15 protein-coding genes are annotated in these 16,949 nt (G+C 37.5%); 2 read left to right on the top strand and 13 right to left on the bottom strand.

The genetic code is table 11. The features are described 5' to 3' along the window. Positions 1 to 52 precede the first annotated feature (52 nt). The 7 genes from BPR_RS07265 to BPR_RS21080 form a co-directional block, all read right to left on the bottom strand. Positions 53 to 634 (bottom strand): Crp/Fnr family transcriptional regulator, encoded by a 582-nt coding sequence (locus tag BPR_RS07265; protein WP_013280820.1) that lies wholly within the window; start codon positions 632 to 634, stop codon positions 53 to 55. A 112-nt stretch (positions 635 to 746) separates the two neighbouring features. Continuing rightward, on the bottom strand, positions 747 to 1,175 hold the full coding sequence (locus tag BPR_RS07260; protein WP_026662550.1) for a hypothetical protein: 429 nt from the start codon (positions 1,173 to 1,175) through the stop codon (positions 747 to 749). Positions 1,176 to 1,333: 158 nt separating this feature from the next. Continuing rightward, positions 1,334 to 2,803, bottom strand: a complete 1,470-nt coding sequence (locus BPR_RS07255) for a DUF1266 domain-containing protein (RefSeq protein WP_013280818.1) — start codon at positions 2,801 to 2,803, stop codon at positions 1,334 to 1,336. After that, the gene (locus BPR_RS07250) at positions 2,803 to 3,861 is read right to left on the bottom strand and encodes a DUF5067 domain-containing protein (RefSeq protein ID WP_013280817.1); all 1,059 of its coding nucleotides are present in this window, start codon (positions 3,859 to 3,861) and stop codon (positions 2,803 to 2,805) included. Before BPR_RS07250 ends, BPR_RS07255 begins: the two co-directional genes overlap by 1 nt. A 247-nt stretch (positions 3,862 to 4,108) precedes the next feature. Continuing rightward, positions 4,109 to 5,326 carry an iron-containing alcohol dehydrogenase gene (locus BPR_RS07245; protein ID WP_013280816.1) on the bottom strand — a complete coding sequence of 406 codons (1,218 nt, stop codon included), beginning with the start codon at positions 5,324 to 5,326 and terminating at the stop codon, positions 4,109 to 4,111. Positions 5,327 to 5,528: 202 nt separating this feature from the next. Beyond that, positions 5,529 to 6,071 carry a histidine phosphatase family protein gene (locus BPR_RS07240; protein WP_013280815.1) on the bottom strand — a complete coding sequence of 181 codons (543 nt, stop codon included), beginning with the start codon at positions 6,069 to 6,071 and terminating at the stop codon, positions 5,529 to 5,531. A gap of 315 nt (positions 6,072 to 6,386) precedes the next feature. After that, the gene (locus BPR_RS21080) at positions 6,387 to 7,436 is read right to left on the bottom strand and encodes a hypothetical protein (RefSeq protein ID WP_042256736.1); all 1,050 of its coding nucleotides are present in this window, start codon (positions 7,434 to 7,436) and stop codon (positions 6,387 to 6,389) included. An 885-nt stretch (positions 7,437 to 8,321) separates the two neighbouring features. Here BPR_RS21080 and BPR_RS07230 point away from each other — a divergent pair. Beyond that, entirely contained in the window at positions 8,322 to 9,653 is a 1,332-nt protein-coding gene (locus tag BPR_RS07230; RefSeq protein WP_013280813.1) for an MATE family efflux transporter, read from the top strand. A gap of 163 nt (positions 9,654 to 9,816) precedes the next feature. Continuing rightward, positions 9,817 to 10,317 carry a DUF2798 domain-containing protein gene (locus BPR_RS07225; protein WP_013280812.1) on the top strand — a complete coding sequence of 167 codons (501 nt, stop codon included), beginning with the start codon at positions 9,817 to 9,819 and terminating at the stop codon, positions 10,315 to 10,317. A 161-nt stretch (positions 10,318 to 10,478) separates the two neighbouring features. On the opposite strand, the gene BPR_RS07220 is transcribed toward BPR_RS07225, so the two are convergent. The 6 genes from BPR_RS07220 to BPR_RS07195 all read right to left on the bottom strand — a co-directional run bounded on the left by BPR_RS07220 (position 10,479) and on the right by BPR_RS07195 (position 16,933). Continuing rightward, positions 10,479 to 11,420, bottom strand: a complete 942-nt coding sequence (locus BPR_RS07220) for a phosphatase PAP2 family protein (protein ID WP_013280811.1) — start codon at positions 11,418 to 11,420, stop codon at positions 10,479 to 10,481. Positions 11,421 to 11,670: 250 nt separating this feature from the next. Beyond that, entirely contained in the window at positions 11,671 to 12,180 is a 510-nt protein-coding gene (locus BPR_RS07215) for a hypothetical protein (protein ID WP_013280810.1), read from the bottom strand. A 110-nt stretch (positions 12,181 to 12,290) separates the two neighbouring features. Further along, positions 12,291 to 13,139: a polysaccharide deacetylase family protein gene (locus BPR_RS07210; RefSeq protein WP_242662211.1), complete on the bottom strand. Its 849-nt coding sequence runs from the start codon at positions 13,137 to 13,139 to the stop codon at positions 12,291 to 12,293. Further along, on the bottom strand, positions 13,136 to 14,101 hold the full coding sequence (gene metA / locus BPR_RS07205; protein WP_013280808.1) for a homoserine O-acetyltransferase MetA: 966 nt from the start codon (positions 14,099 to 14,101) through the stop codon (positions 13,136 to 13,138). The genes BPR_RS07210 and metA overlap by 4 nt, the downstream gene beginning before the upstream one ends. Positions 14,102 to 14,132: 31 nt before the next feature. Continuing rightward, positions 14,133 to 16,160: an NAD-dependent DNA ligase LigA gene (ligA, locus tag BPR_RS07200; protein WP_013280807.1), complete on the bottom strand. Its 2,028-nt coding sequence runs from the start codon at positions 16,158 to 16,160 to the stop codon at positions 14,133 to 14,135. A gap of 59 nt (positions 16,161 to 16,219) precedes the next feature. After that, positions 16,220 to 16,933, bottom strand: a complete 714-nt coding sequence (locus BPR_RS07195) for a pseudouridine synthase (RefSeq protein ID WP_013280806.1) — start codon at positions 16,931 to 16,933, stop codon at positions 16,220 to 16,222. Positions 16,934 to 16,949 lie beyond the last annotated feature (16 nt).

Below are 16,949 nucleotides of genomic sequence, written 5' to 3'. Positions count from 1 at the left end.
AATTTTTAACTATTCGCAAAACACATGTTTAACGAATAGTTGCTAATCTGGATCAAGGGCGTGCAAGACTTTTTTGTCTATGTTCCTTATCCAGATACTTCATTCCCGGTACGTTATCAGTCTGTTCATCACCAGAGGAATTATTGTCATATATTGCATAACTTCTCAGCATATTTTTTATCATATCGGATGTCTTATAATTCTCTGAATTATTTAGATCATTGCTCAGTTCTGCAATTTCAGTTGTAAGCTGGCCAATTTGATGCTGCATTCGCATCATATTATTTGCCATATTTTTCATGATCTGAAGAACATTTTCCGGATTTGCTTTCATGAAATCCATCATTAGTTCTTCTGTTACACGAAGAATTTTAAGGTTTGAATACGCAATTATTGTATATATAGCCGGCTTTTTGGTCAGAATTCCAAATTCACCAAAGCAGGTTCCGGGACCAAGAAGCCCTAATAGAACCTCATTTTCTGTCCCGTAACCTGTATACATTTCTACATGTCCCTTGAGAATTTTGTACATATCAAGGTTAATTTCGCCTTCTTTAAGGATTGTCATTCCCTGAGGAACATCATATATCTGATTTCTGATAGTTACACTATTTTCATCAAATTCTTTTACCATATTGACTTCATCCCATTATTGAAAACGTTTATTTTACACAAATAGTATATATTTTTATGTATCAAAAATCATCAATAATGCGATAAAGTATCTATTAAAAATATCTTAATCCTTAGTCGTAGCTCTGAATCTGCTTAACCGCATCAGCTGTCATGTATTCGCATGCATAGAGCCTTCCGTCATCTGTTATCAGGAAAGGTGTTCCGTCTAACATAAAGAAGTTAACTACAAACTCATCAACAGTATACTTTTCTACGCTTCCTATTCCATTGTAGGTTGCATTTTGAGCGGTATAGCTCTGGTATACATGACTATGTCCATCATTAATGTAAGCAACTTCATTGCCATCCGGTCTTTCATACAGAGCCATAAGGATCTCTTCATCATTTTCATCCTGTCCATGGAGAGCTACCAGGAATTTGGCTCCGCTTATGTACTTGGATGCATCATTGGCAGCAAATACATTAGTAGTGGCAAATCCCCCAAATACCATTACAATTGCTAGAATAAGGCCTGTTAAAAAAGTAAGAAAATTTTTCATCACACTTCACCATCCTTTTTTGTATTTTTTAATTACACTTCTTTATACGATAATCAAAATACATGTGGCAAAAAATCGTAAATAAATAATCTCCTGCATTATCCATACGCAAAAGCACCTATGCATTTATCGTGCACAGGTGCTTCTTAAATTACGTTTTAGTTATTTTTTCTTTCTCTTGCCTTTTCTATGTTTTTCTCAAGATTGTTAAAGGCTGAGTTTCTGATGTAACTCTCAAATTGCTCAGATTTAGTTTCGTAACAGTTTATTTCAATATCAGATACTTTTTTACCGTCAAAAGAAATACTGAGCGTACTTTTGTTAACATAATCATTAATTGCAGCTAAAGAAATCTCAATTCCAGCTTCTGTTTTCTCATATTCTCTGTTTAATGTCTTAAGTAGTAAGAGACATTCACTTTTATTCATACCAACTTCAATATTTGAAGGTAGTATAAAGGAAACATCACCAAGAGAACTTGCAGATATAGTTTCTACCAAAGCTTCCTCTGCTCTTCCGGAAGTTCTTGCAACACTTGTGCAAACAAGATTAATACTCTTTCCACCACGTGTAAGGCATATCTCATTGTCTGTGGTTCCAGGCTTAAAGGTCAGATCATTTTCCTCAAGGCTCCATTCATTATCAAGGAATGCTTGTACAGTAGCAGGAATATGATATAAATCTCCTTCAATCTCTACTATCCCACTTGTTGGCATTATGCCGAGGTTCTCCGGAGCAATATATGCCTGTGCAACTTCGGGAACTTTATCATTTTGCGCAGGATATGGCTTTTGAGGATCCATATGATCATAGTACATGGCGCTTGCCTTGGGAGTAAGCTCCATATCAAAGTCTACAGCATATGGTCCTGTGTAATACTCACCACAGGTCACAAAGTACTGATGCCAGTCAAGCCTCTCCTGAATATCTCCGGAAAAACCAAAGCCTCCCTTTGATATCCAGTTAATATAGCCCTTAAGATAGTTATCTCCAAAGCTGTCCCAGTCAGAAAAGCGTTTCTGTATAAGCCTTCCAAGAGGTATAGCATATTCCAGATATTCATCAAATTCAAGGTAACCAAGACAATAACCTTGAGCCAGTATTTGCTCAGCTCTTGACATATCCCAGCCATCATCTGAGTCAATGCCATCAAAACATGTAAGTTTATCTAACTGCTCAAGAAGAGATTCTCTGTCTGTAACATGCCATCCAGCTTCCAGTCCCCCTGCAAGCCAGTCAAGGTTCTCATCATCTCGTTGCATACCGCCAATAACTGTAACATCAAGGCCGTTGATTTTGGATTGAACGGCATTTGTGGCACATAGCCATGAAATAAGATCGGCACTGACATCATCAATTGTGAGTCCTGCGTAAGACTCATCCTTTTGAAATACAGGTATATCTGATACAGGCGACTTATTGTATTCATTCTCTTCATTAGAAAAAGAGTAATCATCGTTGCCATCAAAATGATCGTCATATTCATCGATTTCCAGAATATCTTTGATAAATAGATCAATGTTACCATATACGGCATCAATAATACTGCATCCAGTCACGCTAATCATCATAATACTGCTAATAATAACAGCTGACAGAATTCGAATAGTTTTTTTACCTATTTTCATTATTTGCTCATTTCATCTTTCATATCAGTTACAAACTTGCCAACTATTGTGTCAAGAAGTGTAAATCTGTCGATATATACTGATGAATCAAAGACATTGTTATTGAAATCTTCTGAATTCTGGAAGAGTTCCTCAGGTGTGTATGTTCCTGATGCAATTACACTGTTCATATTAGAAGAATCAAGAAGTGAAAACTCAATTTCACCAACTTCATTTGTTCCAAAGCAACTGATGATCATGTCTGATTCGCCAGGCTGTAATTTATTTCTTACATCCCATCCACCAGCATGGATTTTCTCAAGTTCTTTGCCGTTCTGAACAGCTTTTGCGCCTATCTTCTTAAGGTCAAGTTCTTCATCAGTTGTGTTAGTAATAGTTGAAATTACATAAAATGCACCACTGTCATCATGCAATTTGTCAACTCCAAGAAGAGCTAATTCTATATCAGCCTGAATTGCACTTTCAACTGCATAAGGAGTAGCTACAATTACTTCTCCATCAGTTTCTGTTACAGCATCTGCAAGCTGGATGTAGTATTTAAACATTCCGTCTTTACCTTCTACTACAACAGGTGTATTAAGATCAGTTAATTTGTATACAATTCTAAGATTCTTGGTTTCACCGGGAAGAGTTTTTTCTGAAAGATAGAAAACTTCATCCTTTTTCCTGAGATCATTGATTCCGGTAGATGCTGTTTCATCAAGTTCTACTCCATTCTGAGTAGCTTTATCATACAGTCTGTAAAGTGACATTTCCTCATCTGAATTGTTTGTAAATGCGAAATCAAGCATCAGAACATCATCACCAAGATCAGCTGTTCTTGCGATGACTGAAATATCATATTTGTTGGCTTCCTCGTTAGTAGAAGCTTCTTCTGAAGCCTGAGTGTCGTCCAATGATGCTTGCTCAACACTCTCGGCAGAATCCGACGTAGCTTCAGAAGATGTTTCAACAGCAACGGCTTCTGTATCTGCAGCTTTTGCATTATCTTTACCACATCCGGCCAGCATAGATATGGCCATCACCCCACATAAAACACTTGCAACAATTTTTTTCATATCTTTTTAATCTCCTTAAAAAAAATCCTCATGCGAAAACGCACAAGTGAAATTATATCATTCTATAATTACTACAGACAAGTGACGAATTATGTTTCAAGAATCAAAAAAAATATCTCATCGATATGTTTTTTTCTGGCTATTGCGCAAGACACATTTTCAAAGTCCTATTGAACAAAACAAAACGCCCCTGTAGAAAATACTACAAGGGCGCTTATATTAAATATAGTTAATGACAAAAAAGCAATTAGAAATCTACTTCTGTATCATAATAGCAGCACTTAAGGAGCTTCTCCATTTCTTCCTGACTAGGCTGACGAGGGTTAGATCCTGTACATGCATCAAGAATTGCATTTGCTGCGATGTCATGGAGTCTTTCAAGGAATACATCCTCTGCAACAAAGCCCTGATCTGCAGGAAGTCCATCTGCACCATAGTGATTGATGCTGTGAGGGATGTTAAGGTCATCATTCATCTTGCGCAGGTAATCAATGAGGAGTTTAACCTTCTCATCATCATTTGATCCGCCAAGATGCATATAATCTGCAATTACGCCATAGCGCTTTTTAGCAGTCTCATCCTTGGCATTAAATGCGATAACCTTAGGAAGGTACATAGCATTAGCAGCACCATGAATAATATGAGCTCCTTTATCTGCAAAAACAGCACCTGTCTTATGTGCCATAGAATGAACAATTCCAAGAAGAGCATTTGAAAATGCCATTCCGGCAAGGCACTGAGCGTTGTGCATAGCATCTCTTGATTCCATATCACCATTATAGGATTTAACAAGATTAGCCTGGATCATCTCAATTGCATGAATTGCAAGTCCATCTGTATAATCACAATTAGCTGTAGAAACATAGGCCTCAATAGCATGGGTCATGGCATCCATACCGGTATGAGCTACAAGCTTGATTGGCATTGTATGTGTGAGTTCAGGATCAACAATAGCAACATCTGGTGTAATCTCAAAGTCAGCTATAGGATACTTGATACCCTTCTGATAATCAGTGATGATTGAAAAAGCTGTAACCTCTGTAGCTGTTCCGGATGTAGATGGAATTGCACAGAAATGAGCTTTTGTACGAAGCTTAGGAAGTCCGAATACCTTGCACATATCTTCAAAAGTAGTCTCAGGATACTCGTATTTGATCCACATAGCCTTGGCAGCATCGATAGGTGATCCACCGCCTATTGCAACAATCCAGTCAGGCTGGAACTTCTGCATAGCCTCAGCACCTTTCATAACTGTCTCAACAGATGGATCCGGCTCAATTCCCTCAAACAGCTCAACTTCCATACCGGCTTCCTTAAGGTAATCTTCTACCTTCTGAAGGAATCCTCCTTTTTTCATGGAGCTTCCACCAACACATACGATAGCTCTTTTACCTTCGAGAGTCTTAAGAGCTTCCAGCGCTCCCTTTCCGTGGTAGATATCCCTTGGTAGTGTGAAACGTGACATAAGAAAAATCCTCCTTCTAAATTGTGTTAAAAATATAACGTAACCCTATTAAATTATAACTCAATTTATCGTAAATATATACTATTTCTTAGTCATTTCTAAGCTCTATTGCACTGTTTTCATTGATTTAATTTATCCAAATAATTCATATGATAAATTATTATGATTCGCAGAAATTAGTACTAACTGCAATATTCAGTTATCATGGATTTGTAAAAATATATTTCTTGATTTCGCAGTTCTGGATACCGCATGAAGAGAATTCCTCATTATTCATGTCCCTGAAATACGATTCGACAATCCTGACGATACCATTGTGGGCTACAAGGATAACTTCCTTATCTCCTGCCTTGATATCATCGAGAAGATTATAGATTCTCTGAGCCATTTGAAGCATAGATTCTCCCGTTCCAAAGCGGCATGCCATATCTTTTTTGGCCTCATGGAACTCTTTTCCATCACGGGGAGTCGATTCCCAAATTCCAAAATTCTGTTCTATTACTCGAGGCTCAACTTCCATTGGAATGCCTGTTATCTCAGAAATATGTCTGGCTGTCTCTTTGGCTCTTACAAGAGGTGATGTCAGGATAATATCTGCATGGATTCCCATATCCAGAATCTTACGCCCTGTCTCTATAGCCTGCAGATGCCCTCTTTCAGTAAGCTCAATATCTGTCGCTCCGCATATCTTGTTTTCTACATTCCACACGGTTTCACCATGTCTTACAAAGTAAAAATGATCCATTTATCTATTACTCCATTTCATTGAGATATAAGTCTATTAACTATGTCATTTGCCATAATTAATAGTTGACTTTATTTATTGGAATTATATTGCTACTTTTACCTACTTCAGAATAATAACATGAATAACTGGATGAAATGAAATTATTTCAAATTCTTATAGCTTAATCAATGAGTTTGCACTATAGATTTATTTTTTTGCATTAAATAATCCCCTGCAGATTATATCTGCAAGGGATCATGAAGGTGACGATTTTTTATTGATTACTATTACTTATATTTCATCATATAATTGTTTCTTAATAAGAATAATAACTTATTCTGATAATATCGTAGCTCCGAATATATCTACAAGATGCATATATCCGCAATAACCATTAGCATCAAGAAGTGTTGTTACAGGATAACCAGCCGGAATAGTAACTCTGAGCTTCTGTCCAAGCTTATTCTTAAATACTATGTTAATTGCTACGTCAGGTCTCTGTGTAAAGGCATTTACCATATTCTTATCAAGACAAGCTTCTGTATTGGTCTCAATAACTACTTCGCCACCCGTTGGTGCATTTACTACTGTATCAGTTACCACAGATACTAGCTGGGCAGGTGTGATAGTGAAAAGATCAAGAGAAACTGTCTTGGTTGGAGCTGTTGCATTTCCAAGTTCTGTAGTAGGAAGTGCATTTCCTACTGCTGTAGTAACAACGTTAATTGCTACAGGTGCCGGAGCTTCTGGTTCCTGAGGCTGCTCTATTGGCTGATATACAGGCTCTGGAGCTGGTGAGGATTCTTGCTGCTCGGGATCTAGTGTAGGTGTTTCCTGAGGTTGATTTTCATCTGTTGCAGGTGCAGGATCTGGATCAGAGGATGGGTATGGATCAGGTGTTGGTGTAGGTGTAGGTGTAGGTGTAGGTGTAGGTGTTGGCGTAATCTCTGAACCCGGCGTAGCCCCTGAGCCTTTTGCAGTTAAAGTTAATGTATAATTTGTGCCATTATACTTAAGATTTACACAGTCGTTTTCTCCAAGAGCTCCACTAATAGGATCAGCTAAGCCAGTGGCTTCTTTGTATGTTCCTGGATCCCATTGACAATCAAAGGCATGTCCTGCTCCATAATCAATTCCATTCGGTCCGGTTATATCTCCTGATATTAATGTACCTTCTCCTGTTCCAGGATAAGGATTATCATCATTCTTAGCATTTGTGTCGTCTGTTAAATAAAAACCGGCATGTCCTGCAAACAGATAGTCACCTTCACCTAACTTATAGAGGTTTGCTGTATCAGTGTATTCATCTGCAAACGCTACTACAGGCGCCTGCACAAAAACAATTGCGCTTAAAGCTACAGCTATAAATTTACTAATCTTCATTAAGTACCCCTCTTTCATAAAAAAACGCGGCTTAATAAATCTCTTGAAGTCGCATATTTACTACGTTACATGGGTAGTTTACCACCCCTCCGACAAAAATTGCAATTAAACTGCGTTAAAGTTTATATAAACTTGAAATAATATTATTAAAAGCTAATAAATAGTTCTTCGTAATATTTATATAGTTTTTTCTATAATCATGTAGTGTTTATAGCCATAAAAATCTCCAAATAATACCACGTAATATATATACCCCAATTTGTTATTACAACGAAATTTAAAAATAGGAAAATAATAATAATAAATCAATTATTTATCTGCCAATGGTATTATATTTTTGCTCTAAAATTAGCTCATATAGAAAAATTTGAAATATTTTATAATAATAAAGGGCTACATTTATAAGAGTTAGTATTATTTTAAAGCTCACCATAATAACAAGATATACTTATCCAAGCATTTGGTATTACAACAATCTTACATATTTATCCAGACCGTTATCTAGACCTATTACTTACTCCAGACCGTTATCTAAACCTGTTACTTATTAAAAAGAGACATTTTAGAATTTTATCCAGGCTTGTTACTTATTAAAGAAACATTCCAGAACTTTATCGAAGCCAACTACTTATTAAGATTTGACGCTACAGACCATTATTCAGGCCAACTACTTATTAAGATTTGACACTCCAGAACATAAATGCTAATATATCAAAGTTATAAATATAGTGAGTAGGGCGGATTATATCTGCCACGGTACGGATATCCATAATCCTTGAGGAATATGGATATCCTTTTTTATTTATTGATCTAATAATACAATGAATATAGGCTAACATGAGAAAAAGTATTTTGTGTTAGCTTAGCATCAAGAAAGGACTTTAAATGGAAAACGAATTATTTGAAAAAGCCCCAATTCCAAAAGCTTATCTTAAGATGGCTCTTCCTGTAGTAATGGGAATGATTGTAACGCTCATCTACAACCTGGTTGACACTTACTTTATAGCCTTAACTAATGACACTAATCTGATAGCGGGTATTTCTCTTTGCGCGCCGCTATTCACCCTTCTTTTGGCAATAGGCGATATATTTGGCATAGGAGGAAGCTCTGTAATATCTAGGCTTCTGGGCACCGGTGATATTGAAAATGCCAGGAGAAAAAGTACATTTTGCTTTTACCTGTCTGTAATAACAGGCATTATTTTTACGGTATTGATGCTGATATTTAAGGATACAGTTCTGTCAATTCTCGGTGCAGATCAGGTAACATATCAGTTTGCCAATCAATATTATTCCTGGCTCATACTTGGATCAACATTTGTAATATTCGCACTTGTACCATCTAATCTCCTACGAGCAGAGGGAATGTCACTTAGTTCAATGATAGGCTCTATTATCGGAACTATTGTTAATATTATCCTTGACCCGATCTTCATCTTTACGCTTGGGCTTGGTGCTGCCGGAGCAGCAATTGCAACTGTAATCGGCTATATTGTAACATGTCTCTTTTTTGTTATATGCATTATCAAAAAGAGCAAAGTCCTAAGTCTGGATATAAGACTTTTAACACTTGATGCTGATTCATTTACTGATATTTTTTCAATCGGCCTTCCTTCAAGTATTACCAACCTGATGCAGACAATCGGAATCACTCTTACCAACAGATTTCTTTTGCCATATGGCTCGGATAATGTTGCAATAATGGGAATTGTTCTTAAGATTGTTAATATCGCGCTTTTAGTTATTGTAGGCCTTTCCTTTGGAGGCCAGCCTCTTATCGGATACAATTATGGTGCTAAATTAAAAGATAGACTAAAGAAGATCATCAGATTTGGTATGGCGCTTACAGGAGGCACAGGATTTGCATTTCTGGTTATCCTATCAATTGCAGCTAAACCTATAATAGGAAGATTTCTGGATGATCCCGAGATGATACAGACCGGTGCATATATGTTAAGACTGCAGCTCTTGGGTGCTCCTCTTATGGGAATATGTCTTATAATAATTTGCACATTCCAGTCAACGGGCAAAGCTATAGGCGCATTTATTCTATCAGCCTGCAGACAGGGAATAGTCTTTTTGCCTGTTATATTTGTAATGAGTCATATCCTGGGGCTTACAGGCGTAATCGCTGCGCAGTTTGTAGCTGACTTATTTACTACAATTATAGCATTTGCCTTATTTAACAGGCTTTTAGGAAAAGAAATCAAGAAATAAAATTTACTATTACATAAACCAAAATTATGTGATACAATCAGAACTCGATGCAAAAAATAACGAAGATATAGAGCTGGTTTTTATTGGAAACGAACACCATTTGGTGACTAACGAACAACACGCCTCCGGTCTTCCCCTGGTTTAAGAAAGGAGAACCCCAGGTATGTTACCACAGAATAAGATTCAGGATGTATTTTTCACTATTTTAATGGCATTTGTCATGGTGTATGCAATGATCTGCTACAATATTTCTCTTAATGTAGGCGGACTTCAGAACTTTGTATTTCTTGCCGCATTTAAAGAGATGCTGATCATGTGGCCAATAGCAGTTGTACTTGAGCTTTTATTTGTAGGAAAGCTTGCCCAGAAACTTGCGTTTAGATTTGTTACTCCGGGTAAGGACCCTATGATCATGATGATACTTGCAATTTCTGCAATGTCTGTATGCCTTATGTGCCCACTTATGAGCCTTGCTGCTACTATTTTATTTAAGTCTGCAGGCTCTGAGTTTGTAGCTGTTTGGTTTCAGACAACAGCACTTAATTTCCCAATGGCGCTCTGCTGGCAGATATTCATCGCAGGACCTCTTGTAAGAAATGTATTTGGATTTTGCGTAAGAGCACTTTTCAAAAATGCCGGAAATAAGGATAAAGAAGCTGCTTGATGCATATATTTCTATAAAGTAATTCATATATCATAAAATGGACCATTAGCACCTGATGCCTGAATATCTCATTATATGGCATATAGTAAATGCTAATGGTCTTTTTTCTTAAATATTTAATTTTATACATCAATTGCATTTGTATATGATGCTACTTACTCTTACTCCGCACACTCTTTTCTAATAACTAGAGGCCAAATTATCATAGCAAATAGTACCATGATCAGTCTTGCAATGAAATTTCCCCAATGACCGCCAAATGCAGCAACGATTGTTGCAGGAGCAAACAGTTCTTTCCAGGCAAGGCAGAGACCAGCACCAACGCATACAAGCAATGGCAGATATCTGGATCCAAATGGGATTTCGTAATGAATATAGTGCCTGTCTACATAACTACCAATTAAGAATCCAAGGAAAGCGCCTGCAGCCTTAAAGCAGTCATTCATCATCTTCTGAGGATCAACAAGGAGTTTTCCTGCTGCGTCATAATCCATAGGATATGACTTAAGCTGAATGTATGCTAATGAAGCAATAACTACTATGACTCCAATAGCAGTCAGGATATCATAAACCTTCTCATTTCCATCTATTTTTTTAGAAACGATACCCACAACGAATATTACAAGAATTGATTCAAGAAAAGCTACAACAACGTCCTGAGGAGTATGTACTCCAAGGAAGTTTCTGGAAAATCCTGTAAGTACGATTAGAACTGCGCACAAAACTGCGAGCCACTTACGTTTATCTTTTTGCCAGACAAAAATCGTTCCATATACTGTAGTTGCTGTTCTGGTATGACCACTTGGGAAAGAATATCCTGTTGCAGCCGTTTTGGAATCACCTGCAGGCTCTATAAGATCTGACCTTATCCATGGGCGATAAGCACAAACTGTAAGCTTAATTACGCCGTTTAAAAGCTCTCCAAAGAAATGGTTTGTCATGAAGATATAGCCCCACTTCTTATCAACTCCCCAGAAAATAATAAATGGTAAAAATGGTAAGAAGTTTACTGCAAACTTAGATAAAGCATTGAAAAACTCATCAAACAATCCCCCTGTTGCACCTCTCAGTTCCTGAAGCCAAAGTAAATACTGAATGTCCATAGCACCCTCCATAAAAATGATTATTAGTTATTTTATGCTCTAAGCATTTCACGTCTATATATACGAATAGAAAACTAATCAGGGCAAAAGTATTTAAAGTTTTTAGATATTTGTTTGGCATGGTGATTTAAGCAATTAAAATGCCCTGAACATATAACGCTAAAGAACTTAACGCATAATTATCAGGGCATAAAATATCAAACAATTATTATCTCAAAATCATAAGTATCCTGCAAAGCAGATTAAATAATCATTTGTATTTGGCATTTAATTTTTCAATTGCATCTTCGTGTCTCTGGATTGCAAAAGTAGCTGATTTAATCCTGAGCTCAGTATTCATACGTTTCTTATGAATCTCGTTGCTCTTAACATAGTAATTGTAAACAGCCTCATCATCAACTTCCAGGAATTTATCTGCAATACAACCGGGAAGAACAAATTTCTTGACCACATCGGCAAACTTAACTTCGATATACTTGCCATCCTGAGTCACTACCTGTCCTTCTCCATATTTTTTGTGAGTAACCTTTAATTTAAGCGCAGATTTCTCACCAAGATCTTTTTCCTCTTTATCAAGTTCACTTAGCGCAGCAGCAAGATCTACCTGCTCCTGTTTAAGCTCTTCAATCTTATTAGCATTTTCTTCGAGCATTTCCTTAGTCTTTTTAGTTGGCGTTTTCTTTTTTTCTGTGTTCTTAACTTCAACTTCTTCGTTATCCATGCTAAGGCCCATAGTTATAGTCTCCTTGTCAAAAAACATAAAGAAATTATCGACTTAACAATAATATTTTATCGTATTTCTTGTTAAAATACAAGTTGACTAAAGCCTTTAGAACACGCAGAAACAGCCAATACCCCCTTAAATATTTATTAAATTTCTGTATACTTACCCGGTAATAGTATAACGGGCTTTTTATCAACTTCTATCCAAACACTTATTGCACTTGGATTGTATGCAAATGTTCCGTCGACTGATACCTGAATCCTTGATGATGCATCCAAATAATCTACAATATCAATATTGGTTGCATACCAGATATCATCGTGTCCATACATTTCTCTTGCAAATTTCTCTATAATATCCCAGTTATTATCTCTCTCAAACTCATAACTATGTCCCCAAACATAGAACATGTACATGTATTGAGTTTTATGAAGATCAGTAAACTCTTTGGCCAGATCAAAAAGAGACTTATCTGCATGATGACATGTAGGATGCCATTTAAGGTAATCCTCCGGAAGTGCAAAAGAATGCGTTGAATTAACTGTCCTGGCGTGCACAATTCCGCAGCTTCTGAATATTTCAGCTACTGTATCATCATAGGAACCATTGGGATATGCCATGCCTCTTACAGTTCTATGAAGTTCTTTTTCCAGTACTCTTCTATCTTCCAGAACCTGAAGCGCTATCTGCTCTTTGGGGCATCTGGCAATAGTCGGGTGAGTATAGGTATGGCAGGCAACTTCGTGGCCTTCATATAGGCTCTTATATTCAGTAACGGGAATTCTCTCATTGTAAGCTTCACTATAAGGTATATCAAAAAGACCGGAATTTACGTTAAAAGTTCCCTTTAAACCGTACTCATTAAAAAGAGCAACCAGCCTTCTGTCAGGAATCTTGCCATCGTCGTAGCTAAGAGTCAATACTTTATGCTTACCTTCAGGAAAAGCAGTATATATATTCCTAAGCTTTATATCCATTTCTATGCCTTCTTTCATACTTTTTTGGTAAGTACATCAGATGCCATTTTTATCTTCTCATCATCAAGGATCTGGCCCCATTTATAAGGTGTATTCTGATATACGTAGTAGTTGAGCCAGTTTGTATAAAGATTGTTGGCATGAGACCGCCACAAGAGGTCTGGTCTGTTATCTGGGTTATCATCAGGATAATAATTATCCGGAACATGAATCTTAAGCCCCTTAGACAAATCTCTTCTATACTCAGAATCCAGCGTGAGCCTGTCATATTCAGCATGGCCCATTACAAAGATCTGACTACCGGTTTTATTCATGCACAAAAAGATTCCGGCTCTGGGAGACTTAGCAAGTACCACCAGATCTTCGCATTTTTCTATTTCTGAAGCCGGTGTTTCTGTATGTCTGGAATGAGGCATATAAAAAGCATCGTCAAAGCCACGAACAAGCGGAACTTTTCTGTTCATTACCCTATGCTTGAACACGCCAAACAGTTTCTCATCGAGAGGCTTTTTATCTATTCCATAGTGATAGTATATTCCGGCCTGGGCACCCCAGCATATATGGAAGGTAGAAGTTACATTTGTTTTGGACCACTCAAATACCTTGCACAGCTCATCCCAGTAATCAACTTCTTCAAAATCCATCTGTTCAACAGGAGCTCCTGTAATAATGAGTCCATCATAGGTGTTATCTTTAAGCTCATCAAAGGTGCTGTAAAACCTGTTAAGATGATTAGGTGATGTATTGCTGGAATGATGTGAACTCATCTGCATGAACGATACATCAATCTGAAGAGGTGTATTTGACATTGACCTGAGGAGTTGTAATTCTGTGTCCTCTTTAAGTGGCATTAGATTCAATATGCAAATCTGCAGGGATCTGATATCCTGATGCAGCGCTCTGTTCTCATCAACTGCAAAAATATTTTCCTGCTCCAGTATTTCCCTTGCAGGAAGGTCATTCTGAATCTTAATTGGCATATATGTTTACCTCTGTCTTATAATTTGTAGGTTACTTGATCATTTCAAGAAATTCTGCTTCGTTAATTACCTTTATACCAAGATCATTTGCTTTAGTAAGCTTACTGCCGGCCGCTTCTCCGGCAAGGACAAGGCTTGTTTTCTTGGATACGCTTCCTGAAGCTTTACCACCATTTTTGACGATAAGTTCCTCTGCTTCTTTCCTTCCAAGAGTTGGTAGTGTTCCTGTAACGACAATAGTCATGCCTGAAAGCTTATCTGAGGAGTCATTTGATTCAACAACTTTCATGTTAAGGCCAAGAGAATTCATCTGCTCCAGAATTTGCAAATTATGCTCATCGTGGAAGAATTCATACAGGTCATTTGCGGTTGTTTCACCAATATCAGGTATCTGCAAAAAGCCTTCTCTGGTAACTTTGGTAAGTTCCATAAGATCATCAAAATGCTTCATTATCTCTCTGGCTGTAGACTTTCCTACATTTCTGATAGCAAGTCCTGTCAGGAGTCTTACAGGATCATTCTCTTTAGACTTTTCTATCTCTCCAAGGAGCTTATCAGTATTTTTTACCTTACCGATTATTCCTTTTTCAATAAGTTCATCTCTATGCCTACCAAGTGTATAAATATCTGCGTAGGTTTTGAGATAACCTTCTGATACAAGTGCATCTACAAGTGTATCTCCAAGTCCCATGATATTCATGGCATCGCGGCTTGTGAAATATGCTATAGTTCTTGTAACCTGTGCAGGACATGTAGGATTTATGCATCTGATATCTGCTGTATCTTCTTCTCTGACAAGTAGTGAGCCGCAAACAGGACAATGCTCAGGAGCTTTATAAACAATTTCAGGCGCCTTAACACATCCATTAAGCTTTGGAATGATCTCTCCACTCTTAAAGAGCTTATATTCGCCGCCAATTCCAATCTGCATCTCATTAATATAATCCTGATTGTGAAGAGTAGCTCTTGAAACGCTGGTACCACATAGTCTTGCAGGTTTACCTGTCTCTCTGTCATGGAAGCTTCCTGTAAAGGTTAGCTTACCGGTTCTTCCAACATCTACTATAATTTCGTCCATGACTACTACGCGTTCTTCTGGAGGATACTTATAGGCTATATGTCCACTTGAATACTTACTTCCGGCAGGAAAGTCATCTCTCCAGGCTGTGTGGTCAACCTTAATAACAGCTCCATCAAGGTCATATTCCAGGTTTTCTCTCATATTGCCAAATTCGGTGATTGCAGCAATTACTTCCTGAGTATCACTGCATTGTTTATGGAATACAACTGGAACACCGGCATTGGCTAGTATCTCAAGCCCCTTACAATGAGACTCCATTAGTTCCTGTGGGCCATCCTGAATGTTAAAAACAAACATCCTAAGCCCTCTGTCTCTTGTGATAGTAGGATCGAGCTGTCTTAAGGTACCTGCTGCAAGGTTTCTTGGGTTCGCAGCTATTTTTTTACCTGATTTTTCCTGTTCCTCATTAAATTTCTCGAAATTCTCGTGAGACATATATACTTCTCCTCGAAGTTCAAGATAATCATAAGGAAGGTCTATTACTCTTTTTACATCCGGAATCATAAGAGCGTTGGCAGTTACATCTTCACCTATAAGTCCATCACCTCTTGTCTCAGCAAGCTCTAAATGTAGCTTATCATCTTCCGGACTCTTCCTGTATCTTAGTGACATACTAAGGCCATCAATCTTAATTTCCGCAGAAAATAAAGCACCAGGATGAAGGGCGTGCACTTTTGTGACCCATTCACTTACTGCCTCAGTGGTAAATACATCTTCAATTGATAGCATTGGAACATTATGAGTAATCTTGACGCCAGCTTCTCTTTTGGCAACTCCGCCGACAATCTGGCTTGGAGAATCATTTGATACAAGTTCCGGATATTCAGACTCCATTTTCTTTAGCCTGATCATAAGCTGATCATATTCATAGTCAGATATTTCCGGCTCATCCTGATTGTAATATAAATCCATATGATGCTTGATCTCTGAAACAAGTGCATCATAATTATTTCTGATTTCTTCTGTAATTTGTGACATTTTCCCCAACCTTTTAAGTATATTATATGAGCAAAACTAGCTCAGGTTTTTCATAATAATTATTTTCTAAGTCCGCAGGCCTTATATAAAGACTCGATACTTTTTTTATCGAGTTCCACATATTGCCCAGGCATAATATCATAGTCAGATAGTTTTACTGTCATGACTCTGATTCTCTTTAGGCTTTCTACATTATAGCCAAGAGCATTACACATTCGTCTGATCTGCCTGTTGAGTCCCTGCGTAAGGATTATTCTAAAACTCTTTTTGCCTGTTCGTGTGACTTTACAGCCTCTGGTGGTCCTGTCAAGTTCTTCCAGATACACTCCATTAGACATTCTATTAAGGAAATCCCCACTAATTTCCCTATCTACTGAAACCTCATATTCTTTTTCATGTTTATTGGAAGATTTCATCATTGCATTTATAAGATTTCCGTCATTTGAGAGGATCAGAAGCCCCTCAGAATCCTTATCAAGTCTACCTGCATAAGTAACTCTTGTAGGATATTTAACTTCACTGGTAACAGTCCTCTCAGCATGGGTGTCTTTCTCAGTACATACAACGCCAACAGGCTTGTAGTAAGCAAGAACAACATTTTCTTTTACCAGACTAATCTTTTTATTATCTACAAATACTTCATCTGAATCCTCAACCTGAATTCCTGCCTGGGCTGATATCCCGTTAACCTTGACTCTTCCGGCTGCCACCAGCTTATCAGCTTCACGTCTTGAACAGATTCCGCATGCAGCTATGTATTGATTTAACCTCATTTTGTATCCTTATATA

This window comes from Butyrivibrio proteoclasticus B316, assembly GCF_000145035.1.
GTDB lineage: Bacteria > Bacillota > Clostridia > Lachnospirales > Lachnospiraceae > Butyrivibrio > Butyrivibrio proteoclasticus.
The sequence above is the reverse complement of the archived record's forward strand: the minus strand, read 5'-3'. Positions and strand labels throughout refer to the sequence as shown.